Genomic DNA, 24,971 nt, shown 5'->3' with positions numbered 1-24,971 from the left:
AGTACCGGCTTATTGGAAATGCCGTTCCGCCTCGACTTGCACAAGCCATAGGTCAAGCAATACTGCCGCACATCCGCAACACCAATGATCGTGAAGGCCATGTCACGTCATTTAAGGAGCCACTGCCCCTTCCCCCTAGGCTTGCCTACCATGTGAGTTACACAAAACGGGAAGAGGCATCAAATGGCCAGTCGCGGCGGGAAGCGCCACAGCGACGGACTTCAAGGACGGCAAATAGCAGATCAGCGAATGGTGGAGCGTGAGCGTTGATCAAAAACACATTGAGAATGCAGAGCGAGCACGCCAGCTTTATTTGGACAATCTGAATCCAATCGAAGCAATGGCTGACTGGCACTATGCCGTGCAACAAGCACGTAAGCTGGTTGCAGACGCCCTTAGAGCGTCCAAATACCTTACTGATATAAAGGGTGGCCTACGCCTAAGCGGCGCCCATAATCTTGTCTATAGACAACTTCTCGCGCCTCCATTGAGCCAGGATCAGTTCGCACTAGTTTGTCCAACATGGAAAAAATCCTCCGAGACTAAGCCGAAGGGAGTTAGCGAGCCCATCGCAAGCTCTATGGAGACAGTTATAACCAAGCGGCTGGATCAAGGTTTGGTTAAATGGCTTGCGGGAGCTAGGCCGCCCTCGCGTCGCGACGTGATCACAGTCTTGCGGGTTATATCCACCCTCATGGCACAACAAAAAATCTCGACTGCTCGACGCAGCCGACTTGCCGCCGAGCAGGAACACGCTGTGGCTGACCTTCTTTTAGCAGACGGTTGGACGAGGGATCCCAGCAGATTAATTGATACAAGAGCCGCCGTTCCGCCTCGCCATTTCATGCACAAGACACGATTCGCAACTAACACTGCTACGTCTCAGGAAGTGGATATAGCATGCGGCTTATCCGATACCTACGTTCTTGCAATGGAATGCAAAGTAACCAATGACGAAACGAACTCTGTAAAGCGGATAAACGACGTCATAAAAAAGGCGGGCGCCTGGGCTAGTCACTGGGGCAGCTTTGTCAAGAGTGCAGCACTACTCCAGGGCGTAATCCATCCACGCGATGTGCAACGCCTGTCAGATGCTGGAATACATGTCTTTTGGTCACACGACCTGCCCGAATTTCACAAATGGTTATCGACGCAGCTTAAGTAAAAGCATGATGTTACCAATACGTCGGGCGAGCGGCTTCTAGTACTCGCGACGGAACAAAGAAGCAAAGGAAACAAAGGGGAAAAACAAAGGGGGTCAGAGTACATATCTGCTTGAAACAGATATGTACTCTGACCCCCTTTTTCCCCTTTTTCGATTGGTGAAGCCAGCCCTGCCTACGCCTCTTCAACCCACCCATGTCACGCGTGATGGTGATTGAGCTTCGGATCGGAGAGGCCTCTCCGAATAAATCGGCGCCCACAAGGGGCGCCGGGAACAGTGGGGTTCCGGGACAAGCGGAGCGTTGCCTGTCCCGAACTTTTTCGCGATCCGTCAGGGCAAGGTATTCAACGTCGCCCGCACCGGCCGCGAGAAGTTGAACCCGTCGCGACGGTCCCAGTTGATCGACCAGGTCATGACGCCGCGGAAGGTGGGATAGGCTTGCTGGGGCCGGATGGTTCCGCAACTCTGCAGCCGCGTCAGGCAGTTCAAGGCATTGGCGATCGTGGCCGACGACGCCTGTCCGCTGTTGGCGGACGAGGGTCCCGAAGGCAGTCCGAAGGCCACCTGGTCCGGCCGCAGGCCATTGAACACGACGCCGGTGTTGTTGTTGGTCCTGAAACCCTCGATCAGCATCAGGCTGGCGCCGACCAGCATGTCGATCGAACCCTCGGCCAGGCCGTTCTGGCTATACGGCGAATACAGTGCGCCGTTGTTGTAGTACTGCACGTGGATCAGGTCCAGCTCCTGGCGCAGTCCATCGATGATCGGCAGGTAAGCGCCCCAGATGCCGCTGTACGCGGCGAAGCCGCCCTGGACATAAGGGTGCTCGGGCGCCATCGACAGGTAGAACGACGGGCCGATGCGCGTATTGAGCTGCTTGATGGCGGTGACCAGATTGGTCTGCACGGGCGCGCCGTGGGAGACGCCCGCGCCGCTTTCCAGATCGATGTCCACGCCGTCGAAACCGTAGTACCGGATCAGGTCCTCCATGCTGTTGACGAAGTTGGCGACTTGCGTCGAATTGTTCAGGGTCACCGTGCCGTTCTGGCCACCCAGCGACAGCACTACCTTCTTGCCGCGAGAACGCGCCGCGGCCACGTCGGCGATGAACTGAGCCTCGCTGCCGGCGCCCGGATCGACCGTGAAGCTGACGTTGCCGTTGCCTGCATCGTCGCCGAAGGCGACCACGATGACGTCGAAGTCATTGGAGATCTGGCTGATCGGAATCGTGGGACCGGACGGATTGGTGAAGTTGTGCCAGTACCCCACCAACGCATGGCGCGGCAGGTCGTTGGAACCGCCGCCGGCGCTGGTGGTCGCGGTGATCTGCGCGCCTTGCGCCGAGGCGTTGCCGGCGTTGTCGCGGGCGCGCACGCGGAAGTTGTAGGCCGTGGAGGCGGCAAGGCCGGTGCTGCTGAAGGAAGTGCCGGCAGGCGAGCCGACCAGCGTGCCGTTGCGGTAGACGTCGTAGCCGGCGATGCCGCTGCCGCCTGCGTTGTCGGTGGAGGCGTTCCAGCTGAGGTTGATGCTGGAGGAAGTCACCGACGTCGCCGCCAGTCCGGTCGGTACGCTGGGTGCGGTGGTGTCGGGCGTGCCTACGGTGTTGACGGTGATATTGGCCGTCGCGGAAGTGCCGGTGGCGCCGGCGTTGTCGGTGGCGACCGCCTTTATGGCGTAGTTGCCCGCGGACGCATTGGCCCAGGTCACGCTGTAGGGGGACGTGGTATCGATTCCCAATGAAGTGGTGCCGCGGAAGAACTGCACCTGGGTGACGGTGCCGTTGGCATCGGCGGCGTTCGCCGACACCGTGATGTTGGCGCCTGCGTTGAAGGTCGCGCCGTTGGCCGGTGCGGTGAGGGTCGCCGTCGGCGGCGTGTTGGTGCCGGTGCCACAGACGCCCAGGTCCTGGTACCAGCCGCAGCTGGGACAGTGCGTGGGCGGTGCATTCCAGATGGTCGTGGCCGCCTGGTACAGCCGACCCTGATAGACGAGCTTGTCGCCCGGGTTGTAGATGGTGGACGCGTTCCATTCGGCGATGCCCGTGCAGCTGACGCTCTGCGCCTGCGCGGGCGATATGCATGCTGCCAGCAACAAGCCGCACAGCAAACCGTTCGTCAATCTGATGCTCATGAGTGCGTTCTCCAGGTGCCTGGTGGATAGGGACAGGGGCGGGCGCGTAGGCGCGGGCCGTTCACGCGACGCACCGCAAAGCTGCGGCGGCGCGGTTGTTCCCTCAGGCAAGAACGACAAGAGCGTTGCGGTCTGTTGCTGATCCGTGGAGTGCGCTGCATGCATGTGCAACGCTATCGGCGCCGCCGACTGTGGTGCGCGATCGCCCTTGCGTCAAGCTGTGCATTTCCGGAAATGCTGTAGTCGTCACGCTACGAAAGATGCTGTCCTGCATCGAAGTCCGCGTGGTTCTACGATCGTGTCGCGCGGGTGTCCCGCGATGACCGTTCTTGTCTCGCCAGGGTCATCGAAAGTCATGCGCATGCCGCATGAGGCGTTCCGCGATGTGCGTAGGCTGGGTTGATGGAACTAACCCACCCTACGGCCTTACCCTCAATCCCTCCTACGAGGAATCCAAGAAGGTGCGGTATGCCCGCAGGCGTACCGCACCTGCAAACAGGATCAGGGGTTTGGAGGAATCATCACGTCACACACCCTGCTTATCTCGAATAGCGAGTGGCTGATATCCAGGATTCCGGCGCCAATTTTCTTATCGGCCGGCTGGGCTACGGGGAATGGTCGTGCACCATTCATAAGCAGGCTTCTGATCTGGAGTGGCGAGAGGCCACAGTTGCCACGGGCTGCCGCGTGTGACAGGAGAATGGCGACCGCCCCCGATACCTGAGGCGCCGACATCGACGTTCCGGCCGCCTCGTAAAAATTGGGGGCTATGGGCCCATCCCAACCGCTATTGGAAGTAGTCAGGATGTCGTCCGCATCGCCATCATAGCCTTGCCCACCGGGTGCCGCGATGGTGATCCAATCGGCATAGCTTGAGAAATCCGAGCGATCCCCGAGATTGTTCGTTGCTGCGACCGAGATTACGTTCTCGCATTTTGCTGGCTCGGAGTCGGACAGGCTGGAGCTGTTTCCTGCCGCTGCCACCACCGTAACGCCCTGCGCATAAGCCAAATTGATGGCGTTCTGCAGTTCAACCGAGCATGCAGTGGCGGTGGAGAATCCAAGACTCAGATTGATCACCTTGGGCCGATTCGCGACGGCCGGTAAAGGCGGAAGTCCTGCAGCAGCGACGCCACCGGCCCATTTTATGGCGTCGACCAGATCCGATAGTTTTCCCCTGCCTCCCTTGCCCAACACTCTGACGGACATGAGCTTGGCACCGTAGGCTACGCCGGCACCGCCGTACCCGTTGTTGCCCGTCGCTGCAGCGACGCCTGCGACTCTGGTCCCATGCCAAGTCGAGTCCCCCAGAGTGTTGCAGAACAGTTCACTCGGGCATTCCAGGATGATTCCTTGAGAGTAGGAACCTGGATCTGATGCATCGGAATCGCGTCCGTTGCCGTCTTTGGCGATTACGGTGTTTGTTATGAAGTCATAACCCGGAACAATGCGTGCGGGGTCCAGATCGGGATGCGCTGTGAATCCCGAATCGATGATCGCAATGACGATACCCGTTCCGATAGCGGTATCCCAGGCGAACTTCGCGTTGGTGCCATTGGCTGCAACGCCTCCTTGCAAGTGCCATTGCGCGGTGAAGTAGGGATCGTTGGTATCGGCCAACGCACTGATGGTCAGATCCGGCTCCACATGTACTACGTCCGGGTCCTCTGCAAACTGCCGCATCAGCATGGCAGCCTCGACTCGGTCCAGTAGCCTGCTGGTCCTGATGACATCGGAAGAACCTGACATTCTTCTCACCTTGGACGCACTAACCGATTTTCCGAGTGCGTTGGACAGCCTTGCTGCCGCCCTGTCTATCGAGGATCGAAGAAGATTGTCGCTACTGGCGGTAGCTGTGCCTTCCTTGTACCTGACAATAAACTGGTCGTAGCTCTCCTGATGCGCTAATCGCTCGGTTTGCGCTTTCTCACGCGCCAGTACTGTGCCCGTCATACACAGCCCCAGACATGCGAGCGCAACCGTGCCGGACCATCGGCTTCCAAGAATCCATCTGATCTTCATCGTCATCCCTCGTTTGGTTGAAGTACGGCCAATGCAACCCTGCATGGCGATCGACACGGTATGAACCCCATCGACAAGTCAATTTACTGTGTTCGTCCGTTCCAGAACTGGGCTGAGAGACGCTTAGTTGCCGAGAGGGCGATCACAAATCCACTGGCTAGCCAGTGGGCCGCCTTGCATCGGAATCGCGCAATGTGACGCTTTGCGACACGTAAATAATTCACACCCGCCTGCCCGATCGCCGCGCAGCGGTCATATCGCCAACTGGCCTATGTCTTGCGTTGGTAATGGTGGGAGAGGTGCGATGAAACTAATTGGCTTGATGCTGCTTGTATTATTTGCCGTGGCGGGTAATGCCTGGGCGCACGGCGGTGGGCTGAACAAAGACGGCTGCCACAACGATCGCAAGAACGGCGGCTATCACTGCCACCGCGGCAGTAGCTCGGCGCCAGTTGAACGGAGATATCAGCCCGCGAATCAGTCAGCGCCCGCGAACTACGCGACACCTGCACGATCATCCGGAGGCCGCGCTTACGCAAACTGTTCCGAAGCACGAGCCGCAGGCGCCGCGCCGGTCAGGCGAGGCGAGCCTGGGTATGGGCCGCATCTTGATCGGGACAATGATGGAATTGGGTGCGAGCCGTACAGGGGGCGATAGCGCGTAGGCTGGATTGGCTCCATCAACCCAGCAATTCGCGGGCTTTGGGTAAAGGCGCTGGGTTGATGGAGCCAACCCAGCCTACGGCAGCTAACCCAGCCTACGGCCCTCCACGGGGTCCTTTCCGGTGTCTACATTCGACCCACCCTGCGACCCGATCAGATACCCTGCCCGCCGGATACTTCGATCCGCTGCGCGTTGATCCAGCGGTTGTCCTCGGACAGTAGGTTGGCGATCATCGGTCCGATGTCGTCCGGCAGGCCGACGCGGCCAAGTGCGGTCATGCCGGCGAAGATCTTGTTGATCTCCGGGTTGTCGCGGACGGCGCCACCGCCGAAGTCGGTCTCGATTGCGCCCGGCGCCACCGTGTTGACCGCGATGCCGCGCGCACCCAGTTCCTTGGCCATGTAGACGCTAAGCACTTCGACCGCACCCTTCACTGCCGCATAGGCGGCGTAGCCGGGGTAGGACACGCGGGTGAGGCCCGACGACAGGTTGACGATGCGGCCACCGTCGGCGATCAACGGCAGCAGTGTCTGGGTAAGGAAGTACACGCCCTTGAAGTGGACATTCACCAGTGCGTCGAACTGCGCTTCGGTGGTCTGCCCGATCAGGGCGTAGTCGCCGTGTCCGGCATTGTTCACTAGGTAGTCGAAAGTTTCGCGCTGGCAGGTTTCGCGCAGTGCCGCGTGCAGGCGTTCGGCGAACGGTGCGAAGCTGGCGATATCGCCGGTATCCAGTTGCAGGGCGATGGCCTTGCGACCCATTGCCTGAATCTCCGCGACCACCTCCTGGGCGTCCTCGGCCCTGCTCTGGTAGGTAACGACGACGTCGCCGCCCTTGCGGGCGATGTTGAGGGCGGTATTGCGGCCAAGCCCGCGGCTGGCACCGGTCACGATGGCGATCTTGTTCATTTGGCAGCTCCTGTAAGAGGGAGCGCCATGATCCCTGCCAAGGGCGCGGCGGTCGTTACCGGAACCTCCCCTATCCTTACCTTTTCCTCCAAGCAAGGTTTGCGTACCGCTCCAGTATCGCTACGATCACGGCATGACCCACACGCTGCTCCAGGCGGTTCGCCGGTACGTCGAGACGTATGCCGATCCCGCCGGCGTTGCCCAGACGCCCATTCCGGGCCTGACCACCATCCGCTCGGTCACACCCAGCGGTCTGCTGCACGCCATCTCACAGCCGCTGGTGTGCCTGGTGCTGCAGGGAAGCAAGCAGGTGGCGATGGGCACGCAGTCCTTCTCCTTCGGCGCCGGCGATTCGCTGTTGATTACTGCGGACGTGCCGACCGTCAGCCAGATCACAAGCGCCAGTGCCGATACGCCCTATCTGTCGCTGGTGCTGGAGCTGGATCCGGCGGTGATCGCCGACCTGGCGATGCAGATGAAGGAGGAAGCGACCATTGCCGACGGCACGCCGGTGCGCGTGGAGCCCACCGATGCGGAGGTCGCTGACGCGGCCCTGCGGTTGATGCGTCTGCTGGATCGCCCGGCGTCGATCCCGGTGCTGCATGCGCAGCTGGTGCGCGAGCTGCACTACTGGCTGCTGGAAGGAAAGCATGGCGCGGCGATTCGTCGGCTGGGGTGGCCGGATGGCCATGCGCGGCGTGTGGGGCGCGCGGTCGCCTTGCTGCGCGCGGAGTTCGCCCGTCCGTTGCTTGTCGATCGGCTGGCGGCGACGGCCGGCATGAGTCCGTCTTCGTTCCACCATCATTTCCGTGCGGTGACTTCGTTGTCGCCGATGCAGTTCCAGAAGCAGTTGCGTCTGATTGAGGCGCGCCGGTTGATGATGTCCGAAGGCCGGACAGCAAGCAGTGCGGCGTTTGCGGTGGGTTACGAGAGCGTCCCGCAGTTCACGCGTGAATATGGCCGGATGTTCGGTTTGCCGCCCGGGAAGGATATGGAGGCGGTGAGGAACTGGGCGAGCGCGGCGGCGTAGCTTACGGAATGAACTGTTAGGAATTTGACCCGGAAAGGCGGTGTCTGAGCAACCGGATCGCCTTGGCGCGCCCCTCGTTAGGCGGCATTGCCTCAAGCCTGGCGATCTCTTGCTCCAGGTCGTGTCTGCTACGGACGACGGCCTCGTTCGCGGCCAGCTCTCGCTCCGAGCGCTCACGGGCCAATTGCTGGTGAAGCGCAGACCACTCCCGGCGCTTGCTCTTTGGTGGGACCGGAATCTTGTAGCCGAGGTAGCTGCAGAGCTTGCCGCAGATAGGGCATGGAACCTCGCCAAGGTATTGGGTGTTTCGCCTCACCGCGGCGCGACAATCAAAACAAACCCAAGCCGCCATCCCCATGATTCAAATGCCTAACGCCAGAATCAGGCCGAGCCGCGAAGCGGCTTCGGCTTGAGCAAATTGTCAGGCGCCACGTTGCGATGCCTCAGAAACGGGAATTCTTGTTCGGCATGCCGTCACGAGGTGGGCCAACAACGTCCCAGTGCTCGACGATGGCGCAGTTATCAACACGAAACACGTCTGCGATTGCATAGGGAGGTGCGCCAGGCGCCGGGGAAAACCGAGCATGGAGGAATACAAGATCTTTCTCCGCCACTGTGCGAAGAATTTCCCATCGAGCGCCTGGAAGTTCCGTAACCAGCCCCTCGAGGAAGTCCACTACAGCGGATCTGCTGCCGTTGGGTACGTCCGGTTTGTGTTCTACGAAGTCGGGAGAGACATACGTATCGAACGCTGCCCGAACCTGCTTGTCAATCAGCGCTTGTGTGTAGAAGGAGACCACGAGGTTACGACTACCTTCCGCTGTGGGCTCGCAAGTCGCCTTGGCCGTCGTTTCGGCTTGAACGCTACTGCAACACATCACGAAAGCAATGGTGGTGGCTAGTTGTGCTTTTAGCATGTGACCTCCGAGATGTGTGGTGTGGCACCTAACGCCTGAATCAAGCCGGCCCGCGAAGCGGGTTCGGCTTGAATGAACTGTTAGGCCTCGGCTAGTTGAAGCCAGCGAAGGCCTTGCGGAAACCATCAACATGCTCGATGCGGATATCTGAACCATCGGCATTCATGGTCACGACGCGACACATATCTTGGTCGCCGCGGGAAACAGAGACGTAATCGAAGGCGATACTCCAACCAGCCTTGGAGCTTTTCCGCCCCTCCTTTGCTCCGATGGCCTTGGGCTGAAGTGTGTTGTACCGGCGCCTTAGCATTTCGTCCCGGGTTGGGGCTAGCTCAATCGACTCAAAGACAAGTTGCTGCTTTATCCGGTCTGGCGCGGCCTTTGTGTAGCCGTTCTCCGCGATGAATTTTTCCGCCAGGGCTACGGCGGCCTTTTGGGATAGCGGTTGAGCCCATGCCGATTGGGATGGGATCAATAGAGCCATGATGATTGCGAGAACGAACATTCGCATGATGGGGACTTTCCTCCGAGGCCTAACACCTGAATTAAACCGAGTCGCGAAGCGGCTTCGGCTTGAATGAACTGTTAGCCCTCAAGCAGACGCTGCCTGAGCCGACTAACGCTCTCTTGGGTGATCCCATAGTTGATCGACGGGTTGGCCAAGAAAAAGAGCATTTCATCAAGCAACTCCTCCTTGCCTGAGGCAAATCCTACGTCTTCTCGTTGCTCTAGGTTCTCGGCCCATTCCTCGACCTGATCGGCGGTAAGTCGACCGGACAAGAACCGGTCCATGACGGTCAGAAAATGCTCCGCTGTAAGCACGAGCAGTGGCTCACCAGTCCAATCCCAGCCCATGGACCGAAGCTCGTCGATTAGAGGCGCGGTTGGCTCATCAAAACTGGCAAGTTTGGCAAGGATTGCTGCGCGATGATCCATTGAGGGCCAACTACGATTAGACCCCAAAGTGGGGTGTAGCGCGGATTGTGGGTGTGGCCTGGGAGGTCCGTCAATCAAGCTTGGCCTTCACGACATAAGCCGCTGCGCTAGACCCCTCTTACGAGGTTTGCAGCGCGGCAATGCGGGCGGCGACTTGGGGGTGGTCGCGGTAGTAGGCGGCGTTGTCGGCGAGGGTGTGCCAGCGTTGGTGGTCTTGCAGTAGGTGGGTGATGTGCTGGGCCATGGTCATCAGTTCGCTGGGGTCGGGCGGGCAGCCGTTGTGCAAGGTGTGCTCCATGAGCCGCAGGAGCAGGAAGGCGCGGTCCAGGCAGGCTTCGCTCTCTTCCTGGGCATTGCCGGACAGGGCGTCTAGGCGGTCGCGGGGGAAGCGGACGATGCCGGTGTCAGCCAGGGTGGCGTTTGTGCTGTCCGATAGAAGGCAGATGACCCTATCTAGAGGGAGTTGGGAGAACCAACCCAGCCTACGGTTTTAGCCTCATCATGCTTGGGGCTGGAACAGAACTAATGGGAGGAGCTATGGGACACAATGATCATATGGAAGACGACGGCTTTAATGACTTTCTACAAGAAGTTCTCAATGGAGAATCTCTTGAGAAAGCCACGGAAGGAATCACCAAGCTAGTTATCGACAAGGGTGTAAACTCCCTGTCCGAAAAGCAGCGGTATGTTTTCAAACGTGATGTGCTCGATGTTTACACCATAGATGGGTGCACTCGATGCGAATCACCTGTGCCGTGGTCTGAGATGTATGCTGCTACGGATAACGGCGGCCTCTGCAACTATTGCTGGCACATGTCCGAGAAAATAAAGCATGAGTAGCAGGTAGCAGGTAGCAGGTAGCAGGTAGCAGGTAGCAACAAAGTACAGGACCTTCATGACAAGGCCCCGCATACAGGCCTTGTCTGTTGAGGACCGCAGGTCAAAGAAGGAAAGGGGTCAGAGTACATATCTGTTTAAAACAAATATGTACTCTGACCCCTTTTTCAGCCCGCTAACCATTTTGATACAAAAAAAGGAACGCTTGGGTTAATTTGACCCTTTCCTTTTTTGGGTTAAGCGATTTGGAGAGCAACTTACGGCCGCAGCTATGCTTGCATAACCGCGGATTAAGCCACGCCTTTTATAAAGACGATGCTCGCGATCGCTTCAATGCGCTCCGCGACTCAGTATCCCAACGATGCTCTCTCAAGCGATTCCAAGCGCTGGCAATATGCTCCGGCTTCATCGTCGAGGCCTTCCTAGTATTCCAAGCATGCACTGCCTTTACCGCCATATCCGCTGAATCGTTAGCTGACTCATCGTGGCAAAGAACCCAGTGCACCGTCGCTAATAGCTCCAGTCCATAGGGATCTTCATATCCTTCTATTAGATGGGCGACTCTTTCCATTCTATCGAGAGTGTCGAATCGCTCCGAAAGAAAATCGAAAGCCTCCACATCCGCGCCTTCCAGCAGATCCAACTCCTTCTGGGGCGAGTCTTGACCGTCACCGTAACCCGTGAGCCAGTGGCCCTCTACCTTGCTCAGCACATGGCGAAGGTTTGACGCATAGGGCCCGTACTGCTGCGCGGAATAGTCTAGTCGCAGTGGCTCACCCGACTCCTGCAAGAAGTACATCAATTTGTGCACTTCGAGCAGCCGTATGATCGGAGCAAGCTGAGCGCCCTTATATTTGCTCATCAACGCGATTAACGCTGCCCGTCCAATCGACATCTTGGGGCGCTCGGTTTTGTTAGGCATCTCTGCCGCAGCAGGTGCGCCATCAGGCGGGTAGACCACCGCCTTGACCGCAGGGATCTGCTCAAAGGCGGCGAAAATCAATGGCCGCACCTGGCTCCACTCGAGCCCGCCATGACCACACCCCAAAGGAGGAATGGCTAGGGACTTAATTGAATGTGTCTGTACCTGTATCACGAGGTCTTCCAGACCTTTCTGGATGTCGGTCAACTTACTTTTCGACTTCCAATGCGCCTTGGTGGGGAAATTAATTATGTAACGTGGCCCACCCGCCAGCCCGCCCAAATCGACGATATGCATCTTTCCGAGAGTCACTGCTCCGGCTTTGCAGGCTTCTCTATACACGTCATAGGCTTCTGGGTAGGCGCGCTTAAACTGCAATGCAATGCCTTTGCCCATAACACCCTCGGTGTTCACCGTGTTGACCAGTGCTTGCACGTCCGCGTGCAATAAATTTCCGTGTGCGATTTCCATTAGTAGTACCACGCTCTTTGGACGGAAACTAAGGGACGGTGTGGCGTATTTGTAAGTAAGGCGGTTACTTTGGCGACCGCGCCCGCATCAAAGCACCCAATCGACTGAACTGCATTCCAGGGAACAAAGTCACGCACCAAAAACTCCGCTGCCTTTTGGTGCATCACCTGAGCCCAGGAGCTTGTTCTGATCGCGGCCCAATCGAGCTTCTTCAAAGCAGTTAGTGAATTTGCGAATAGCGCATGAGCAGCCCCTGCATTGCCATCGCTTATCGCCCATTCTGAGCCAAGACTCGTTAGTACGGAAACATTGGTGACTAGGTGAACAATACTACCCTGACATCCCGCAGGTTTACCGGTTGATCCTTTGTTTACTGTGAAGAGCATCGGGGAACGTGGGCAGTAATAAAATGGAACGAACGCTCCCACAAAAGGTTGACCAGTACAACAAGGAACCCGAAGGACCGTCATTCTTCTCTGCTTGATGTGGGAATAACCTATAACCGAATGGGCTGTGGGGCCAAGGGCCAAATCAGATAGAAGCCCGCCGGACGCAAATATGCCAGGAAGATTCTCAATATCGGTGATGTGATATGCCTGAACATTATTGATGTCGAGCGTCACTGATAGATCCTTCCAATCCTTATGGTCTTACCGGTCATCAACAACTACGCCGTGTGAGCTGATGAGCCTAATCGGACCACCTACCGGTGGTACAGGCTCCCACGCAGGCATCGGAAATACTTCCGCCAGAAAATCCAGGGAAACATTAAGCCTCGAAATCAACGCATCAACCGGCATCGAATGACTATCGCGAATAACCTTCAATGCCTGGCCGAGAACCTCAGCTTTCTCCATCTCTTGCCAACGATCCTCGGCCTCCTCTAACTTTTCACCCTTGTTTCGTAACGCAATCACAGCACTCTTGTAGCGCAACTCATCCAGCAAACCTAGCGACTTGGCGCGATAAAGTACGGCCGCCTTACTAACCAGAAACTTCAATTTTATCTCGCGAATCACTGACCAATCTATCCGATCACCACGAAGCTTGAACATTGACTTGAATGCCACAGCAGGCATCAGGAACGCAGAAGCAAACTGATTCGCCTCTTTCTCAGATTTATGGTCGCCGGTGACATGTCCCTCATGTAGAATCAGGTGGCCCAGCTCATGAGCGATGTCGAACCGCATCCTAAACGGGCTAATTTTGGCCTCGTTGCGAATTACCACCGGACGCTTCCCCACGAACGACAACGCGTCGACTTCTGCTGAGGCATCGCGGAAAAAGGCGACCACGGCTCCGGCGCGTTCAACCACACGCACCATGTTGGCTATCGGCCCATTGCCTAAGCCCCAACGCTCGCGCAGCATTTGGGCCGCAGCCTCGGGACCTTCGGCATGGTGGATTGAAGACAGGTCCGGAAAATCGATGGTAGGCAGGCGCACTCTCGTTTCTACAAACGCGATCACCCGATCCAACACAGCTGCCCGCGCCAGCACCTTATGCTTGCTTGAAGCCTTGGTGCTTGCGAGCTTTCTGAAATGCGCTTGCTCTTCAGCCACTGGGCGGTAGGCCCGGTCAAAAAAGAAAGCTTCATTCACGCACAGATACTGCGCCAACATATCAACGACGGCATCGCCGCGCTGCGGATTGGCTTTTCCGGACTCCAGCTGTGACACATACTGCCTCGAAGTGCCGATCTGCTCAGCGACTTCGTTGAGCGTTCTTCCCCAGTAGTGACGAGCGAGCCTAAGCTGTTCACCGATAAACGGACTATCCAGCTTTTTCCTCAAAATCTGAGTCATTGTCATCATTCGGCTCCTCAAGGTTGTTGCCTACAACGTCCATTCGCTCTGCGGCGCTCTCTTCTTCTGCCTCTTGATCTTCCAGCGCTTCCTCGCCATAGATCGGAGCCAACGCGATTTGCGGCAACTCAACGGCGGCGAAATCGCCTTCCACATCCTCCACCTCAGCGATAGCGATGGCTCCGTATTCCCACTGGGCCACTACCGCGCCCGAGCTGTTGTAGCCTACAAAGAAAACGCGGCTTGCCTCTTGATCGGTGACCGCTTTTTCGACAATGAACCGCCATAGATGGGGAACCAGGTCAGCTTCTAGGCCGAAGTTGAAATGCAACTGGCAGGTTTCGCCCTCTGTCGGGTTAAGCACCCGATCGCGTTTGGGGGCCAAATGATCGTCCAGAAAGAACCGTACTGGCCTGCCGCCAATGCCCAGCACCAGGTCGTTGCCACCATGGAGAATGGACAGCCAATCGTGATCGCCGCTGTTGGCCATCCGCTTCAAAGCATTACGGATCCTTGCCCAGGACAATGCGCCGCGAGAGTAGGAACAGTCATCTTCGGTATTCGTGACGGCCAGCGCACAATCGAGCCTGTCAAGCATGACCGAAGCCAAGCTCTCTAGTCGGCCCTCGGCAAATTCCGCAGCGACATCGGACGGCTTAACAAATACAGTCATTTGAATGAGCTCAAAATAGGATTTGTAAAGTCGTTTTAGAGAGATTTATAGGATTTGTCAAGCACCATTAAACCGTTCGCCTACGAGTTTGGTAAGCGAGCAGGCAAAATCCGCGGTCCCTCCCCGCCCACCACACTTGCCTTCGGTTTTTTGTGGTCAGCGACAATGCTCAAATACGCGCACTGACTAAGCGAAGCGCTGGGTTTCCCAAATACGAAAGGGACCAATCGGTCCCTTTCGTGTCCTACGTGACCCTGAAACTCAAACCCCAACCGGATTAACCTTCTCCACATCAATCTTGTACTGCTTGATAGCCCTGGCCACATCCTTGCCAGTCATCTTGCCGTCCGCCGCCAGCGCCGCAATAGCCGCATGCGCGATGTAGTAGCGGTCGACCTCGAAGAACCGCCGCAGGTTGGCACGCGTATCCGAACGGCCGAAGCCATCCGTGCCCAGCACCGTGTACTTCTGCGGCACGAACGCACGGATCTGGTCGGCATAGGCACGCACGTAGTCGGTGGCGGCGACGACCGGACCCTGGCGGCCTTCCAGCAGTTCGGTGACATAGGCCTTGCGCGGGGCCTTGGCTTCCGGGTTCAACCGGTTCCAACGCTCCACATCGAAACCATCGCGGCGCAGCTCGTTGAAGCTGGGGCAGGACCAGATGTCGGCGCTGACGCCGAAATCCTTGTCCAGCAGCTCCGCCGCCGCAATCGCCTCGCGCAGGATGGTGCCGCTGCCCAGCAACTGCACGCGCAGCTCGCCCTTCTTTGGCTTGCCCGCATCCTTCAACAGATACATGCCCTTGATGATGCCCTCGGCCGCACCTTCCGGCATGTCCGGATGGGTGTAGTTTTCGTTCATCAGGGTCAGGTAGTAATACTCGTCCACCTGCTCCTGCATCATCTTCTGCATGCCGTGCTGCAGGATGACCGTGACCTCGAAACCGAAGGTCGGGTCGTAACTGCGGCAGTTGGGAATGGAACCGGCGATCAGATGGCTGAAGCCGTCCTCGTGCTGCAGGCCCTCGCCATTGAGCGTGGTGCGCCCGGCCGTACCGCCCAGCAGGAAGCCGCGCGTGCGCATGTCCGCCGCCTGCCAGGCGATGTCGCCCACGCGCTGGAAGCCGAACATGGAGTAGTAGATGTAGAACGGCAGCATGGGCACGTTGCTGACCGAATAACTGGTGCCGGCGGCCATCCACGAAGAGATAGCGCCCGGCTCGCTGATGCCCTGCTGCAGCACCTGGCCGCTCTGGTCTTCGCGGTAGTACATCAGCTGGTCGGCATCGACCGGCTTGTACTTCTGCCCGAACGGCGCATAGATGCCGATCTGCCGGAACATGCCTTCCATACCGAAGGTGCGTGCCTCATCGGCCACGATGGGCACGATGCGCGGCCCCAGCTGCTTGTCGCGCAGGGCGATGTTGAGCGTCTGCACGAACGCCATGGTGGTGGAGATTTCGCGCTCGCCGCTGGACTTCAACAAACGGTCGAACACTTCCAGCTTGGGCGTCTCGAACGACTCGCTGGCCTTGCGGCGGCGCTGCGGCAGGTAACCGCCCAATGCCGCGCGGCGTTCCTTGAGGTACTGCACTTCCACCGAGTCCTCACCCGGGTGGTAGAACGGAATCTTGCCGTCGGCCAGCTGTGCATCGGTGACCGGAATGTTGAAACGGTCGCGGAAGATCTTGACCGTTTCGTCGTCCAGCTTCTTGGTCTGGTGGGTGGGGTTGAGCGATTCGCCCGCCGCGCCCATGCCGTAACCCTTCACCGTCTTGGCCAAGATCACCGTGGGCATGCCCTTGGTGTTGACCGCCTGGTGGTAGGCCGCGTAGACCTTGTGCGGATCGTGGCCGCCGCGGTTCAGGCGCCAGATGTCGTCGTCGGAAAGATTGGCCACCATGGCCGCCGTTTCCGGATACTTGTTGAAGAAATTCTCGCGCGTGTACTTGCCGCCGAAGGCCTTGCAGTTCTGGTACTCGCCGTCGACGGTTTCCATCATCAGCTTCTTCAGCACGCCGTCGGTGTCGCGGGCCAGGAGCGGATCCCAGTAGCTGCCCCACAGCAGCTTGATCACATTCCAGCCGCCACCGCGGAACACGCCTTCCAGCTCCTGGATGATCTTGCCGTTGCCGCGCACCGGGCCGTCCAGGCGCTGCAGGTTGCAATTGACCACGAAGACGAGGTTATCCAGGCCTTCGCGGCCGGCCAGCGCGATGGCGCCCAGGCTTTCGGGTTCGTCCGACTCGCCGTCGCCCATGAAGCACCAGACCTTGCGGTCGGACTTCTCGATCAGGCCGCGGTGCTCCAGGTACTTCATGAACTGCGCCTGGTAGATCGCCGCCAGCGGGCCCAGGCCCATCGACACGGTGGGGGTCTGCCAGTAATCGGGCATCAGCCAGGGGTGCGGATAGGAAGAAATGCCGTGGCCGTCGACTTCCATGCGGAAGTTGTCCAGCTGGGCCTCGCTGATGCGGCCTTCCAGGAACGAGCGCGCGTAGATGCCGGGCGAGGAGTGGCCCTGCACGAACAGCAGGTCGCCGGGGTGGTTTTCCGACGGGGCGCGCCAGAAATGGTTGAAGCCCACGTCGTAGAGCGTGGCGCTGGAGGCGAAGCTGGCGATGTGGCCGCCCAGATCGCCCGGCTTGCGGTTGGCCCGGACCACGGTGGCCATGGCGTTCCAGCGGATGATCGAGCGCAGGCGCCATTCGATGGCCGCATCGCCCGGGGACTTGGCTTCAAGCGCCGGGGCAATGGTGTTGACGTATTCGGTGGTGGGCGAGAACGGCAGGAACGCGCCGGAACGGCGGGTCAGTTCCACCATGCCTTCCAGCAGCTGGTGCGCCCGCAGCGGGCCTTCGGCGTCTATCACTGCCTTGATGGAATCGACCCACTCGCGGGTTTCCTGCGGGTCCGGATCGCTCTGCAACATGTCGTTCAACCAGTTCATTACCACTCCCGTGGGGGCCATGCCGGGCATGGCGTAGTCGTTTTTTTGTGAGCTCGCGAGTGTAACGCAGGCACTGTAAAACGGCCTCGCTACGCCTGCGTATGGAAACGGCACGCCCTGTTCCACGGACCGTCGCGGAAACGCCCGCGCCCGTCTCACATTAGTTGCGGCCGGCAGCATATGATCGGGCTGGGGGATTCACGGGATACCGGCATGTCCGGAGCTGGTTCACAGCAGCGCAACAGTACAGCGCCTGCCGACGCTGTGCGTTGGCGCGGCAGCCTGCGCACGAAAATCGCCCTTTGGTCCGGTGCGCTCAACGTGGTGCTGCTGTTGCTGGTGACCGCGGCCATCGCCTGGCTGGCCCGCGACATGATCCTGGACGACGCCAAGCGCAACACCAGCGCCAGCGCCCAGGAAGCGGCGCAGCGCCTGGCCGTGCAGATGCATTCGGTGACCATCACCACCACCGGCCTGACCGACCTGGTGGCCGCCTCCACCCTGGATCCGGACGAACTCACCGCCACGCTGCGGGCCATGGTCCGGGCCACTCCCGGCGCCAACGGCGCGCTGCTGGTGCTGGAGCCGGTGCATGGGCAAGCGGAACTGGGTTACGCGCGCTACATCGCCGCCGACGGCAGCGACCGCGACCTGCTGGCCGATGGCTACGACTACCGCAGCCAGAAGTGGTACCAACGCACCCTGGCTGCGGGCGGCGGCTGGTGGTCGGAGCCTTACCGCAACGAAACCGCCGGCGGGGTGTGGATGGTCACCTACAACCTGCCCCTGCGCCCGACCGCCCGCGGCGGCAGCGCGCGCGGCATGGTCAGCCTGGACCTGCCGCTGACCACGCTGACCGACCACTTCGAATCGCTGGCCAACCTGCCCGGCTGGCGGGTGTCGCTGGTGGCGCCGGGCGGCACCCTGGCCGCCAATCCCGAGCCCGGAGTGGCATTGACGACGACGCTGGACGAGTACATCCGGCGCAGCGGCCGCACCGACCTGGCCGGCGCAGCGAACGCAGTGCGATTGCGCCAGGCAGGTCAGTTCAGCCATCAGGACACGCGCAGCGGCGAACGGCGTTACACCGTGGTCGAACCGATCGGCGATAGCGGCTGGTCGCTGCTGGTGGCGCAGTCCTACCAGCTGATCGTGGCCCGGTTGAACCAGGCGCTGTGGCAGCTGGCCGCCGTCGGCTTGCTGCTGGCGCTGATTTCGATGCTGGTGGTGCGGCGCCTGGCCAAGCGGATCAGCCGGCCGGTGGAGCACCTGGCCGAATCCACCACCCGTCTGGCCCAGGGCGACTACGACTGGCCGGTGCCGCATACCGGGCGCAGCGACGAGGTCGGACGCATGGCGCGCACCCTGGAGCACGCGCGCACTTCCATCCAGCGACAACTGGTGGAAATAGGCGAAATGGGCGCGGCGCGGCAGAAACTGGAGAGCGAACTGTCCATCGCCCGCGATATCCAGTTGGCGATGCTTCCGCCCGCACGCGTGATAGAACGCGGCCACGCACGCCTGGAGGCCTACGCGATGCTGGAAGCGGCCAAGGCGGTGGGCGGGGATTTCTACACCTTCATCGAGCGCGCCAACGGCGAGCTGTGGTTCGCGATCGGCGATGTCTCCGACAAGGGCGTGCCGGCGGCGCTGTTCATGGCCCGTACCATGACCGTGCTGGAAGTGGCGGCGCGTTCGTGCTCTTCGCCCGACCAGGTGCTGGCCGAAGCTTCGCGGCGCCTGGTGGAGGGCAACGACACCTGCATGTTCGCCACCGTGCTGTGCGGCCGCATCGACCTGCGCGACGGCCAGTTCACGCTGGCCAGCGCGGGCCACGAATCGCCGCTGCTGCTGCACGCCGACGGGCGGGTGGAAACCATCGCCTTCGAAACCGGACCGCCGCTGGGTTTCGAAGTCAGCAGCCGCTTTCCGCTGTGGCATGGAAGACTGCAAGCCGACGCCAGCCTGATCGCCTACACCGACGGCGTCACCGAGGCCTTCGATGCGGACAACCAGGCCTATGGCAGCGAACGCCTGCTGGCCGCGCTGCGTCCCGGCTACAGTGCGCAGGACAATTGCCGGCGGCTGATCGCCGAAGTGCACCGCTTCGCCGGCGCCGCGCCGCAATCGGACGACATCACCGTGCTGGCGATACGATTGAGCCAGCGGACGGAAGCGTCGGAAACGATGCCCGAAACCACGCCGTCCGCCACCACCGAGGAGAGTGCGAATGCTGATACGTCTGATCGTCCCGGGTGAGCACGCCCGCGTGGAGGACCTCAACACCTCGCTGGAAGCAGTGCTGAAACGGCACGGCATCGATGCGGGCGTGCGCGGCGACGTGCGCCTGATCGTGGAAGAGCTGGCCAGCAACGCGATCGCCTACGGCGGCGCCGACGGCAGCAGCATCGAGGGCAAGGGCGTCGGCCAGTACGAGCTGTCGGTCAATATCGCCATCGCCGGCGGCCTGCTGACTCTGGAGTTCCGCGACGAGGGCGCGCCGTTCGACCCGCTGTCGGCCGCACTGCCCGACCTGGAGGCCGACATCATGGACCGCCCCATTGGCGGGCTGGGCCTGTACCTGATCCGGCAGATCGCCCAGGAAACCCACTACCGCCGCATCGACGGCGCCAACCTGCTGCGCGTCAGCCTGCGCATTCCCGCCACGGAGACATCGTCATGAGCCTGGACATCCAGATCCTTCCCGCCACCAGGGGGAGCCAGCGTGTGGTCCTGGCCGGACGCCTGGACACCAATACCTATGAAAGCCTGGACGAGAAGCTGGCGCCGTTGCTGACCGGCGACCTGCAATCGCTGGTGCTGGACCTGGCCGGGCTGGAATACATCAGCAGTGCCGGCATCCGTTCCATCTTCAAGGCGCGCAAGGCATTGGGTGGGCATGGCGGCAAGGTGCTGGTGGTCAATCCGCAGGCGCAGATCCAGAAAGTATTCGATGTGGTCAAGGCGGTGCCGTTGAACGAGATTTTCTCTTCCACCGCCGAAGCCGACGCCTATCTGGATGCGATGCAGCGCAAAGTGCTGCAAGGCGATGAGGAAGACTGATGCCCGCCCCGACTCCACCCTGGAAGCAGCCTCTGTGGGAGCGGCGTCTGTGGGAGCGGCGCCTGTGGGAGCGGCGTCCCGCCGCGAGCTCTTCAATCGACCGGGAAAGCCAAAAGCTCGCGGCGGGACGCCGCTCCCACGATCATGCTTGCAGGGGATGTCTGCAGTGAGCCTGGATATCGCGATCTATCCGCCGGTCAACGGTAATCAGTACCTGGTGCTGAGCGGGCGTCTGGACACCAATACCTACGAACAGCTGGACGATGCGCTGGAGCCGTTGCTGGCTGCCGCCAAGCCCACGATGGTGCTGGTGATGGACCTGTCGCACCTGGACTACATCAGCAGCGCCGGCATCCGCTCCATCCTGCAGGCGCGCAAGACCCTGGCGCCCGGCGGCAAGGTGCTGGCGGTCAATCCGCAGGCGCAGATCCGCAAGGTGCTGGACATGGTGCAGGCGGTGCCGCTGGGCGATATCTTCCCCAGCACCGCCGAGGCCGATGCTTATATCGACAAGCTGCAGCGGGAGATGCTGCATGGGGAGGATGAGGCTTGAGCTTTAGCCCCTCTCCCATTGGGAGAGGGGTTGGGGTGAGGGTACGGAGCATCCAAATCTCTGCGCTCGCGCCGTACCCTCATCCGCCGCTGCGCGCCACCCCGTATCGAGTACGGGGCAGGCTCTTCTCCCGCAGGGAGAAGGGAGAGCTTATTTCTGCTGCGCCCGTATCTGCGCATCCACCGCCGCAATCGCCGTCATGTTCACCACCCGCCGCGGCGTGGCGCTGCTGGTGAGGATATGCACTGGCTTGGAGATGCCCATCAGGATCGGGCCGATGGCCACGCCGTCGGTCATCACCCGCACCATGTTGTAGGTGATGTTGGCCGCATCGATATTCGGCAGCACGAACAGATTGGCGCGTCCGGTCAGCGTGGTGTTGGGCATCATGCGCTTGCGCAGCACTTCGTCCCAGGCGGTGTCGCCCTGCATCTCGCCGTCCATCTCCAGCTTGGGCATGCGCTCGCGCAGCAGCGCCCGCACCTTGCGCATCTTCTGCGCGCCCGGCGTGTCGTGGCTGCCGAAGTTGGAGTGCGACAGCAGCGCCACCTTCGGTTCGATGCCGAACAGCTTCAAACGATAGGTCGCCTGCAGCGTGGCCTCGGCGATCTGCTCGGCGGTCGGGTCGTCCTGCACGTGGGTGTCCAGGAAGAAATACGCGCCCTGGTTGTTGATCACCCCGGTCATGGCCGAGGTCGACTGCACGCCCGGATCCAGCGGAATCACGCTGCGCACGTAGCCCAGCTTCTTGTGGAAGCGCCCCACCATGCCGCTGACCAGCGCGTCGGCTTCGCCGCGGGCCACCATCACCGCCGCGATCAGGGTCGGGCGCGAGCGCATCAGGTTCTTGGCCGCGGCCGGAGTGACGCCGCGGCGTTCGGTCAACGCGTGGTAGTACTGCCAATAGTCGTTGAAGCGCGGATCGTCGTCCTGGTTGGTGAGTTCGAAATCCACGCCCTCGCGCATGCGCAGGCCCAGGCGGTCGATGCGGGTCTGGATCACGTCCGGGCGGCCGATCAGGATCGGGAAGGCCAGGCCTTCGTCGATCACCGTCTGCACCGCGCGCAACACCACTTCCTCTTCGCCTTCGGCATACACCACGCGCTTGACGTCGGCGCGGGCGCGGTCGTAGACCGGCTTCATCATCAGGCTGGTGCGGTAGACGAACTGGCCCAGCTTCTCGCGGTAGGCGGCCATGTCGGCGATCGGACGCAGGGCCACGCCCGAATCCATCGCCGCCTGCGCCACTGCGCCGGCCAGTTCCACCAGCAGGCGCGGGTCGAACGGACGCGGGATCAGGTATTCGGGACCGAAGCAGGGAATCTCGTCGCCGTAAGCGGCGCCCAGGTCCGAAGCCTCGCGCCTTGCGAGCGCGGCGATGGCCTTGACGCAGGCGGTCTTCATCGCCTCGTTGATGACGGTGGCGCCGACGTCCAGCGCGCCGCGGAAGATGTAGGGGAAGCACAGCGCGTTGTTGACCTGGTTCGGATAGTCCGAGCGGCCGGTGGCGATGATGCAGTCCGGGCGCACGGCCTTGGCGTGTTCCGGCAGGATCTCCGGGTTGGGATTGGCCAGGGCCAGGATGATCGGCCGGTCGGCCATGGTCGCCACCATCTCCGGCTTCAGCACGCCGGCGGCGGACAGGCCCAGGAAGATGTCGGCGCCTTCGACGATGTCGGCCAAAGTGCGCTTGTCGGTGTCGCGCGCGTAGCGGGACTTGTCCGGGTCCAGGTGCGGGCGGCCGGTGTAGAGCACGCCGTCGCGGTCCACGGCCAGGATGTTCTCCGGCTTCAGGCCCAGCGCCACCAGCATGTCCAGGCAGGCGATGCCGGCCGCGCCGGCGCCGCTGGTGGCCAGTTTCACCTGGCCGATGTCCTTGCCCACCACTTCCAGCGCGTTGTAGATCGCCGCGCCTACGATGATCGCGGTGCCGTGCTGGTCGTCGTGGAAGACCGGAATCTTCATCCGCTCGCGCAGCTTGCGCTCGACGATGAAGCATTCCGGCGCCTTGATGTCTTCCAGATTGATGCCGCCGAAGGTCGGTTCCAGCGAGGCGATGATGTCGACCAGCTTGTCCGGATCGTTTTCGTCGATCTCGATGTCGAACACGTCGATGCCGGCGAACTTCTGGAACAGCACACCCTTGCCTTCCATCACTGGTTTACCAGCAAGCGGGCCGATGTTGCCCAGGCCCAGCACCGCGGTGCCGTTGGTGACCACGGCGACCAGGTTGCCGCGCGCGGTCATCTCGCTGGCCATGTTGGGGTCTTCGACGATCGCCTCGCAGGCGTAGGCCACGCCCGGCGAATACGCCAGCGCCAGGTCGCGCTGGGTCACCATCGGCTTGGTCGGCGAGATCTTGATCTTGCCCGGCGGCGATACGCGGTGGTACTCGAGGGCGGCCTGTTTCAGTTCTTCGTTCGACATCGACACATCATCCGTGGGCTGGACCAGGATTCTACGGGATCGCACGCAATGCGGCCGTGGCCGCATTGCCGTAGGGTTCAGTCCGCGTCGCCCAGCACGGCCTGGCCGGGACCGGCAAAGGGTCCGTGCGCCAGCGCTTCGGGCGCTTCGATCAGTCCGCCCGGGCCGGCGTCCAGCTCGGCACGCAAGCGCGCCACGTCCAGCTCGCCTTCCCACCGGGATACCACCAGCGTGGCCACGCCATTGCCGATGATGTTGGTGATGGCGCGCGCCTCGCTCATGAAACGGTCGATGCCAAGGATCAGCGCAAGCCCCGCCACCGGGACCGATGGCACCACCGCCAGAGTGGCCGCCAGGGTGATGAAACCGGCGCCGGTCACGCCCGAAGCACCCTTGGAAGTCAGCATGGCGACCAGCAGCAGGGTCAACTGTTGCGGCAGGCTCAGGTCGATATTCATGGCCTGGGCGATGAACAGCGCGGCCATGGTCAGATAGATATTGGTGCCGTCCAGATTGAACGAATACCCGCTAGGCACCACCAGGCCGACCACCGATTTCGGGCAGCCCAGCTTTTCGAGCTTCTGCATCAGCGGCACCAGCGCCGATTCGGACGAGGACGTGCCCAGCACCAGCAGCAGCTCGCCGCGGATGTAGCGCAGGAACTTGAGGATGGAGAAACCGGTGATGCGCGCCACCGTGCCCAGCACCAGCAGTACGAAGATGGCGCAGGTGGCGTAGAAGCCGCCCATCAGCTTCATCAGCGGACCCAGCGCGTCCACGCCGTACTTGCCGATGGTGAAGGCCATGGCGGCGCCGGCGCCGATCGGCGCCAGCCGCATGATCACGCCCATCATGCGGAAGAATACCTGCGAAAGGGAATCGAACATGCCCAGCACCGGCTTGGCCTTTTCGCCCACCGCCATCAGCGCGAAGCCGAACAGGCAGGCCAGCAGCAGCACCTGCAGCAGATCGCCGTTGCCGGTGAAGGCTTCGGTGAAAGTCTTGGGGATGATGTGCAGCAGGAAGTCGACGGTGCTCTGCTCGTGCGCCTTTTCGGCGTACTTGGACACCGCCTCGGCGTCCAGGGTGGCCGGATCGACGTTGAAGCCGGCACCCGGCTTCCACAGATTGACCACCAGCAAACCGATGGCCAGGGCGAAGGTGGAGACCACTTCGAAATAGAGGATCGCCTTGGCGCCTACGCGGCCCACCTTCTTCACGTCGGCCACGCCGGCGATACCGATGACCACGGTCAGGAAGATGATCGGCCCGATCAGCATCTTGATCAGCGAGATGAAGCCGTCGCCAAGCGGTTTGAGCGCAACGCCGGTTTCCGGCGCGAAGTGGCCGATCAAGCCGCCTATCACGATGGCGCAGAGGACCCACAGATACAGCCGCGAGGATTTGGCAGGCATGGCGGAACGCTCCGGTGGCGATGACGGTGCCGACAATGGCAGCGTCCGGGCGCCGCACCAATAACGCATTGGTACTAGCCG

Annotated in this window: 22 protein-coding genes; 8 read left to right on the top strand and 14 right to left on the bottom strand. The window is 60.9% G+C overall.

The features are described from left to right. Positions 1-259: 259 nt before the first annotated feature. Positions 260-1,165, top strand: coding sequence for a XamI family restriction endonuclease (locus BLR66_RS09595; RefSeq protein ID WP_143014607.1), 906 nt, complete (start codon positions 260-262; stop codon positions 1,163-1,165). A gap of 330 nt (positions 1,166-1,495) precedes the next feature. Here the strand turns inward: BLR66_RS09595 and BLR66_RS09590 are convergent, their stop codons facing one another. After that, the gene (locus BLR66_RS09590; protein WP_176943823.1) at positions 1,496-3,295 is read right to left on the bottom strand and encodes an Ig-like domain-containing protein; all 1,800 of its coding nucleotides are present in this window, start codon (positions 3,293-3,295) and stop codon (positions 1,496-1,498) included. Positions 3,296-3,796: 501 nt separating this feature from the next. Continuing rightward, positions 3,797-5,323 (bottom strand): S8 family serine peptidase, encoded by a 1,527-nt coding sequence (locus BLR66_RS09585; RefSeq protein WP_176943822.1) that lies wholly within the window; start codon positions 5,321-5,323, stop codon positions 3,797-3,799. A 265-nt stretch (positions 5,324-5,588) separates the two neighbouring features. On the opposite strand from BLR66_RS09585, the gene BLR66_RS19505 reads away from it, so the two are divergent. Next, complete coding sequence (locus tag BLR66_RS19505; protein WP_343123921.1) at positions 5,589-5,975, top strand: excalibur calcium-binding domain-containing protein; 387 nt, start codon at positions 5,589-5,591, stop codon at positions 5,973-5,975. A gap of 158 nt (positions 5,976-6,133) precedes the next feature. Here the strand turns inward: BLR66_RS19505 and BLR66_RS09575 are convergent, their stop codons facing one another. Further along, the gene (locus tag BLR66_RS09575) at positions 6,134-6,889 is read right to left on the bottom strand and encodes an SDR family oxidoreductase (RefSeq protein WP_093284854.1); all 756 of its coding nucleotides are present in this window, start codon (positions 6,887-6,889) and stop codon (positions 6,134-6,136) included. A gap of 133 nt (positions 6,890-7,022) precedes the next feature. Between BLR66_RS09575 and BLR66_RS09570 the strand changes: the two genes are divergently transcribed. Further along, a complete protein-coding gene (locus BLR66_RS09570) occupies positions 7,023-7,919 on the top strand; it encodes an AraC family transcriptional regulator (protein ID WP_093284850.1) in 897 nt (298 codons plus the stop codon). 443 nt (positions 7,920-8,362) lie between these two features. Here BLR66_RS09570 and BLR66_RS09560 read toward each other — a convergent pair whose 3' ends face one another. The 4 genes from BLR66_RS09560 to BLR66_RS19200 form a co-directional block, all read right to left on the bottom strand. After that, entirely contained in the window at positions 8,363-8,836 is a 474-nt protein-coding gene (locus BLR66_RS09560) for a nuclear transport factor 2 family protein (RefSeq protein ID WP_176943821.1), read from the bottom strand. A gap of 91 nt (positions 8,837-8,927) precedes the next feature. Next, positions 8,928-9,347, bottom strand: a complete 420-nt coding sequence (locus BLR66_RS18900) for a hypothetical protein (protein WP_143014606.1) — start codon at positions 9,345-9,347, stop codon at positions 8,928-8,930. Positions 9,348-9,421: 74 nt separating this feature from the next. Beyond that, positions 9,422-9,772 (bottom strand): hypothetical protein, encoded by a 351-nt coding sequence (locus BLR66_RS09555; protein ID WP_143014605.1) that lies wholly within the window; start codon positions 9,770-9,772, stop codon positions 9,422-9,424. Positions 9,773-9,890: 118 nt separating this feature from the next. Then, the gene (locus BLR66_RS19200; RefSeq protein WP_176943820.1) at positions 9,891-10,058 is read right to left on the bottom strand and encodes a hypothetical protein; all 168 of its coding nucleotides are present in this window, start codon (positions 10,056-10,058) and stop codon (positions 9,891-9,893) included. A 239-nt stretch (positions 10,059-10,297) separates the two neighbouring features. Between BLR66_RS19200 and BLR66_RS09545 the strand changes: the two genes are divergently transcribed. Next, positions 10,298-10,612 carry a hypothetical protein gene (locus BLR66_RS09545; protein ID WP_093284827.1) on the top strand — a complete coding sequence of 105 codons (315 nt, stop codon included), beginning with the start codon at positions 10,298-10,300 and terminating at the stop codon, positions 10,610-10,612. A gap of 301 nt (positions 10,613-10,913) precedes the next feature. On the opposite strand, the gene BLR66_RS09540 is transcribed toward BLR66_RS09545, so the two are convergent. The 5 genes from BLR66_RS09540 to aceE all read right to left on the bottom strand — a co-directional run bounded on the left by BLR66_RS09540 (position 10,914) and on the right by aceE (position 17,432). Then, positions 10,914-12,002 carry a type II toxin-antitoxin system antitoxin DNA ADP-ribosyl glycohydrolase DarG gene (locus BLR66_RS09540; RefSeq protein ID WP_093284823.1) on the bottom strand — a complete coding sequence of 363 codons (1,089 nt, stop codon included), beginning with the start codon at positions 12,000-12,002 and terminating at the stop codon, positions 10,914-10,916. Beyond that, on the bottom strand, positions 12,002-12,625 hold the full coding sequence (locus BLR66_RS09535; protein WP_093284820.1) for a type II toxin-antitoxin system toxin DNA ADP-ribosyl transferase DarT: 624 nt from the start codon (positions 12,623-12,625) through the stop codon (positions 12,002-12,004). Before BLR66_RS09535 ends, BLR66_RS09540 begins: the two co-directional genes overlap by 1 nt. Positions 12,626-12,652: 27 nt before the next feature. Continuing rightward, entirely contained in the window at positions 12,653-13,813 is a 1,161-nt protein-coding gene (locus BLR66_RS09530; protein WP_176943819.1) for a helix-turn-helix domain-containing protein, read from the bottom strand. After that, a complete protein-coding gene (locus tag BLR66_RS09525; protein ID WP_093284811.1) occupies positions 13,776-14,480 on the bottom strand; it encodes a hypothetical protein in 705 nt (234 codons plus the stop codon). Before BLR66_RS09525 ends, BLR66_RS09530 begins: the two co-directional genes overlap by 38 nt. Before the next feature lie 261 nt (positions 14,481-14,741). After that, entirely contained in the window at positions 14,742-17,432 is a 2,691-nt protein-coding gene (aceE, locus tag BLR66_RS09520) for a pyruvate dehydrogenase (acetyl-transferring), homodimeric type (protein WP_093284807.1), read from the bottom strand. A gap of 213 nt (positions 17,433-17,645) precedes the next feature. On the opposite strand from aceE, the gene BLR66_RS09515 reads away from it, so the two are divergent. The 4 genes from BLR66_RS09515 (at position 17,646) to BLR66_RS09500 (ending at position 21,048) form a co-directional block, all read left to right on the top strand. Then, entirely contained in the window at positions 17,646-19,691 is a 2,046-nt protein-coding gene (locus BLR66_RS09515) for a SpoIIE family protein phosphatase (protein ID WP_176943818.1), read from the top strand. After that, the gene (locus tag BLR66_RS09510) at positions 19,663-20,115 is read left to right on the top strand and encodes an ATP-binding protein (protein WP_093284799.1); all 453 of its coding nucleotides are present in this window, start codon (positions 19,663-19,665) and stop codon (positions 20,113-20,115) included. Before BLR66_RS09515 ends, BLR66_RS09510 begins: the two co-directional genes overlap by 29 nt. Continuing rightward, positions 20,112-20,495, top strand: a complete 384-nt coding sequence (locus tag BLR66_RS09505; protein WP_093284795.1) for an STAS domain-containing protein — start codon at positions 20,112-20,114, stop codon at positions 20,493-20,495. Before BLR66_RS09510 ends, BLR66_RS09505 begins: the two co-directional genes overlap by 4 nt. 157 nt (positions 20,496-20,652) lie before the next feature. Then, positions 20,653-21,048 carry an STAS domain-containing protein gene (locus tag BLR66_RS09500; protein WP_093284791.1) on the top strand — a complete coding sequence of 132 codons (396 nt, stop codon included), beginning with the start codon at positions 20,653-20,655 and terminating at the stop codon, positions 21,046-21,048. A gap of 150 nt (positions 21,049-21,198) precedes the next feature. Here the strand turns inward: BLR66_RS09500 and BLR66_RS09495 are convergent, their stop codons facing one another. Both BLR66_RS09495 and BLR66_RS09490 read right to left on the bottom strand, forming a co-directional pair. Continuing rightward, complete coding sequence (locus tag BLR66_RS09495; RefSeq protein WP_093284787.1) at positions 21,199-23,475, bottom strand: NADP-dependent malic enzyme; 2,277 nt, start codon at positions 23,473-23,475, stop codon at positions 21,199-21,201. 77 nt (positions 23,476-23,552) lie between these two features. Continuing rightward, the gene (locus tag BLR66_RS09490) at positions 23,553-24,890 is read right to left on the bottom strand and encodes a dicarboxylate/amino acid:cation symporter (protein WP_093284782.1); all 1,338 of its coding nucleotides are present in this window, start codon (positions 24,888-24,890) and stop codon (positions 23,553-23,555) included. Positions 24,891-24,971: the final 81 nt, after the last annotated feature.

Source organism: Pseudoxanthomonas sp. CF125 (genome assembly GCF_900104085.1).
Taxonomy (GTDB): domain Bacteria; phylum Pseudomonadota; class Gammaproteobacteria; order Xanthomonadales; family Xanthomonadaceae; genus Pseudoxanthomonas_A.
Note: the sequence above shows the minus strand (reverse complement) of the source record. Positions and strands in the feature narration are given on the sequence as shown.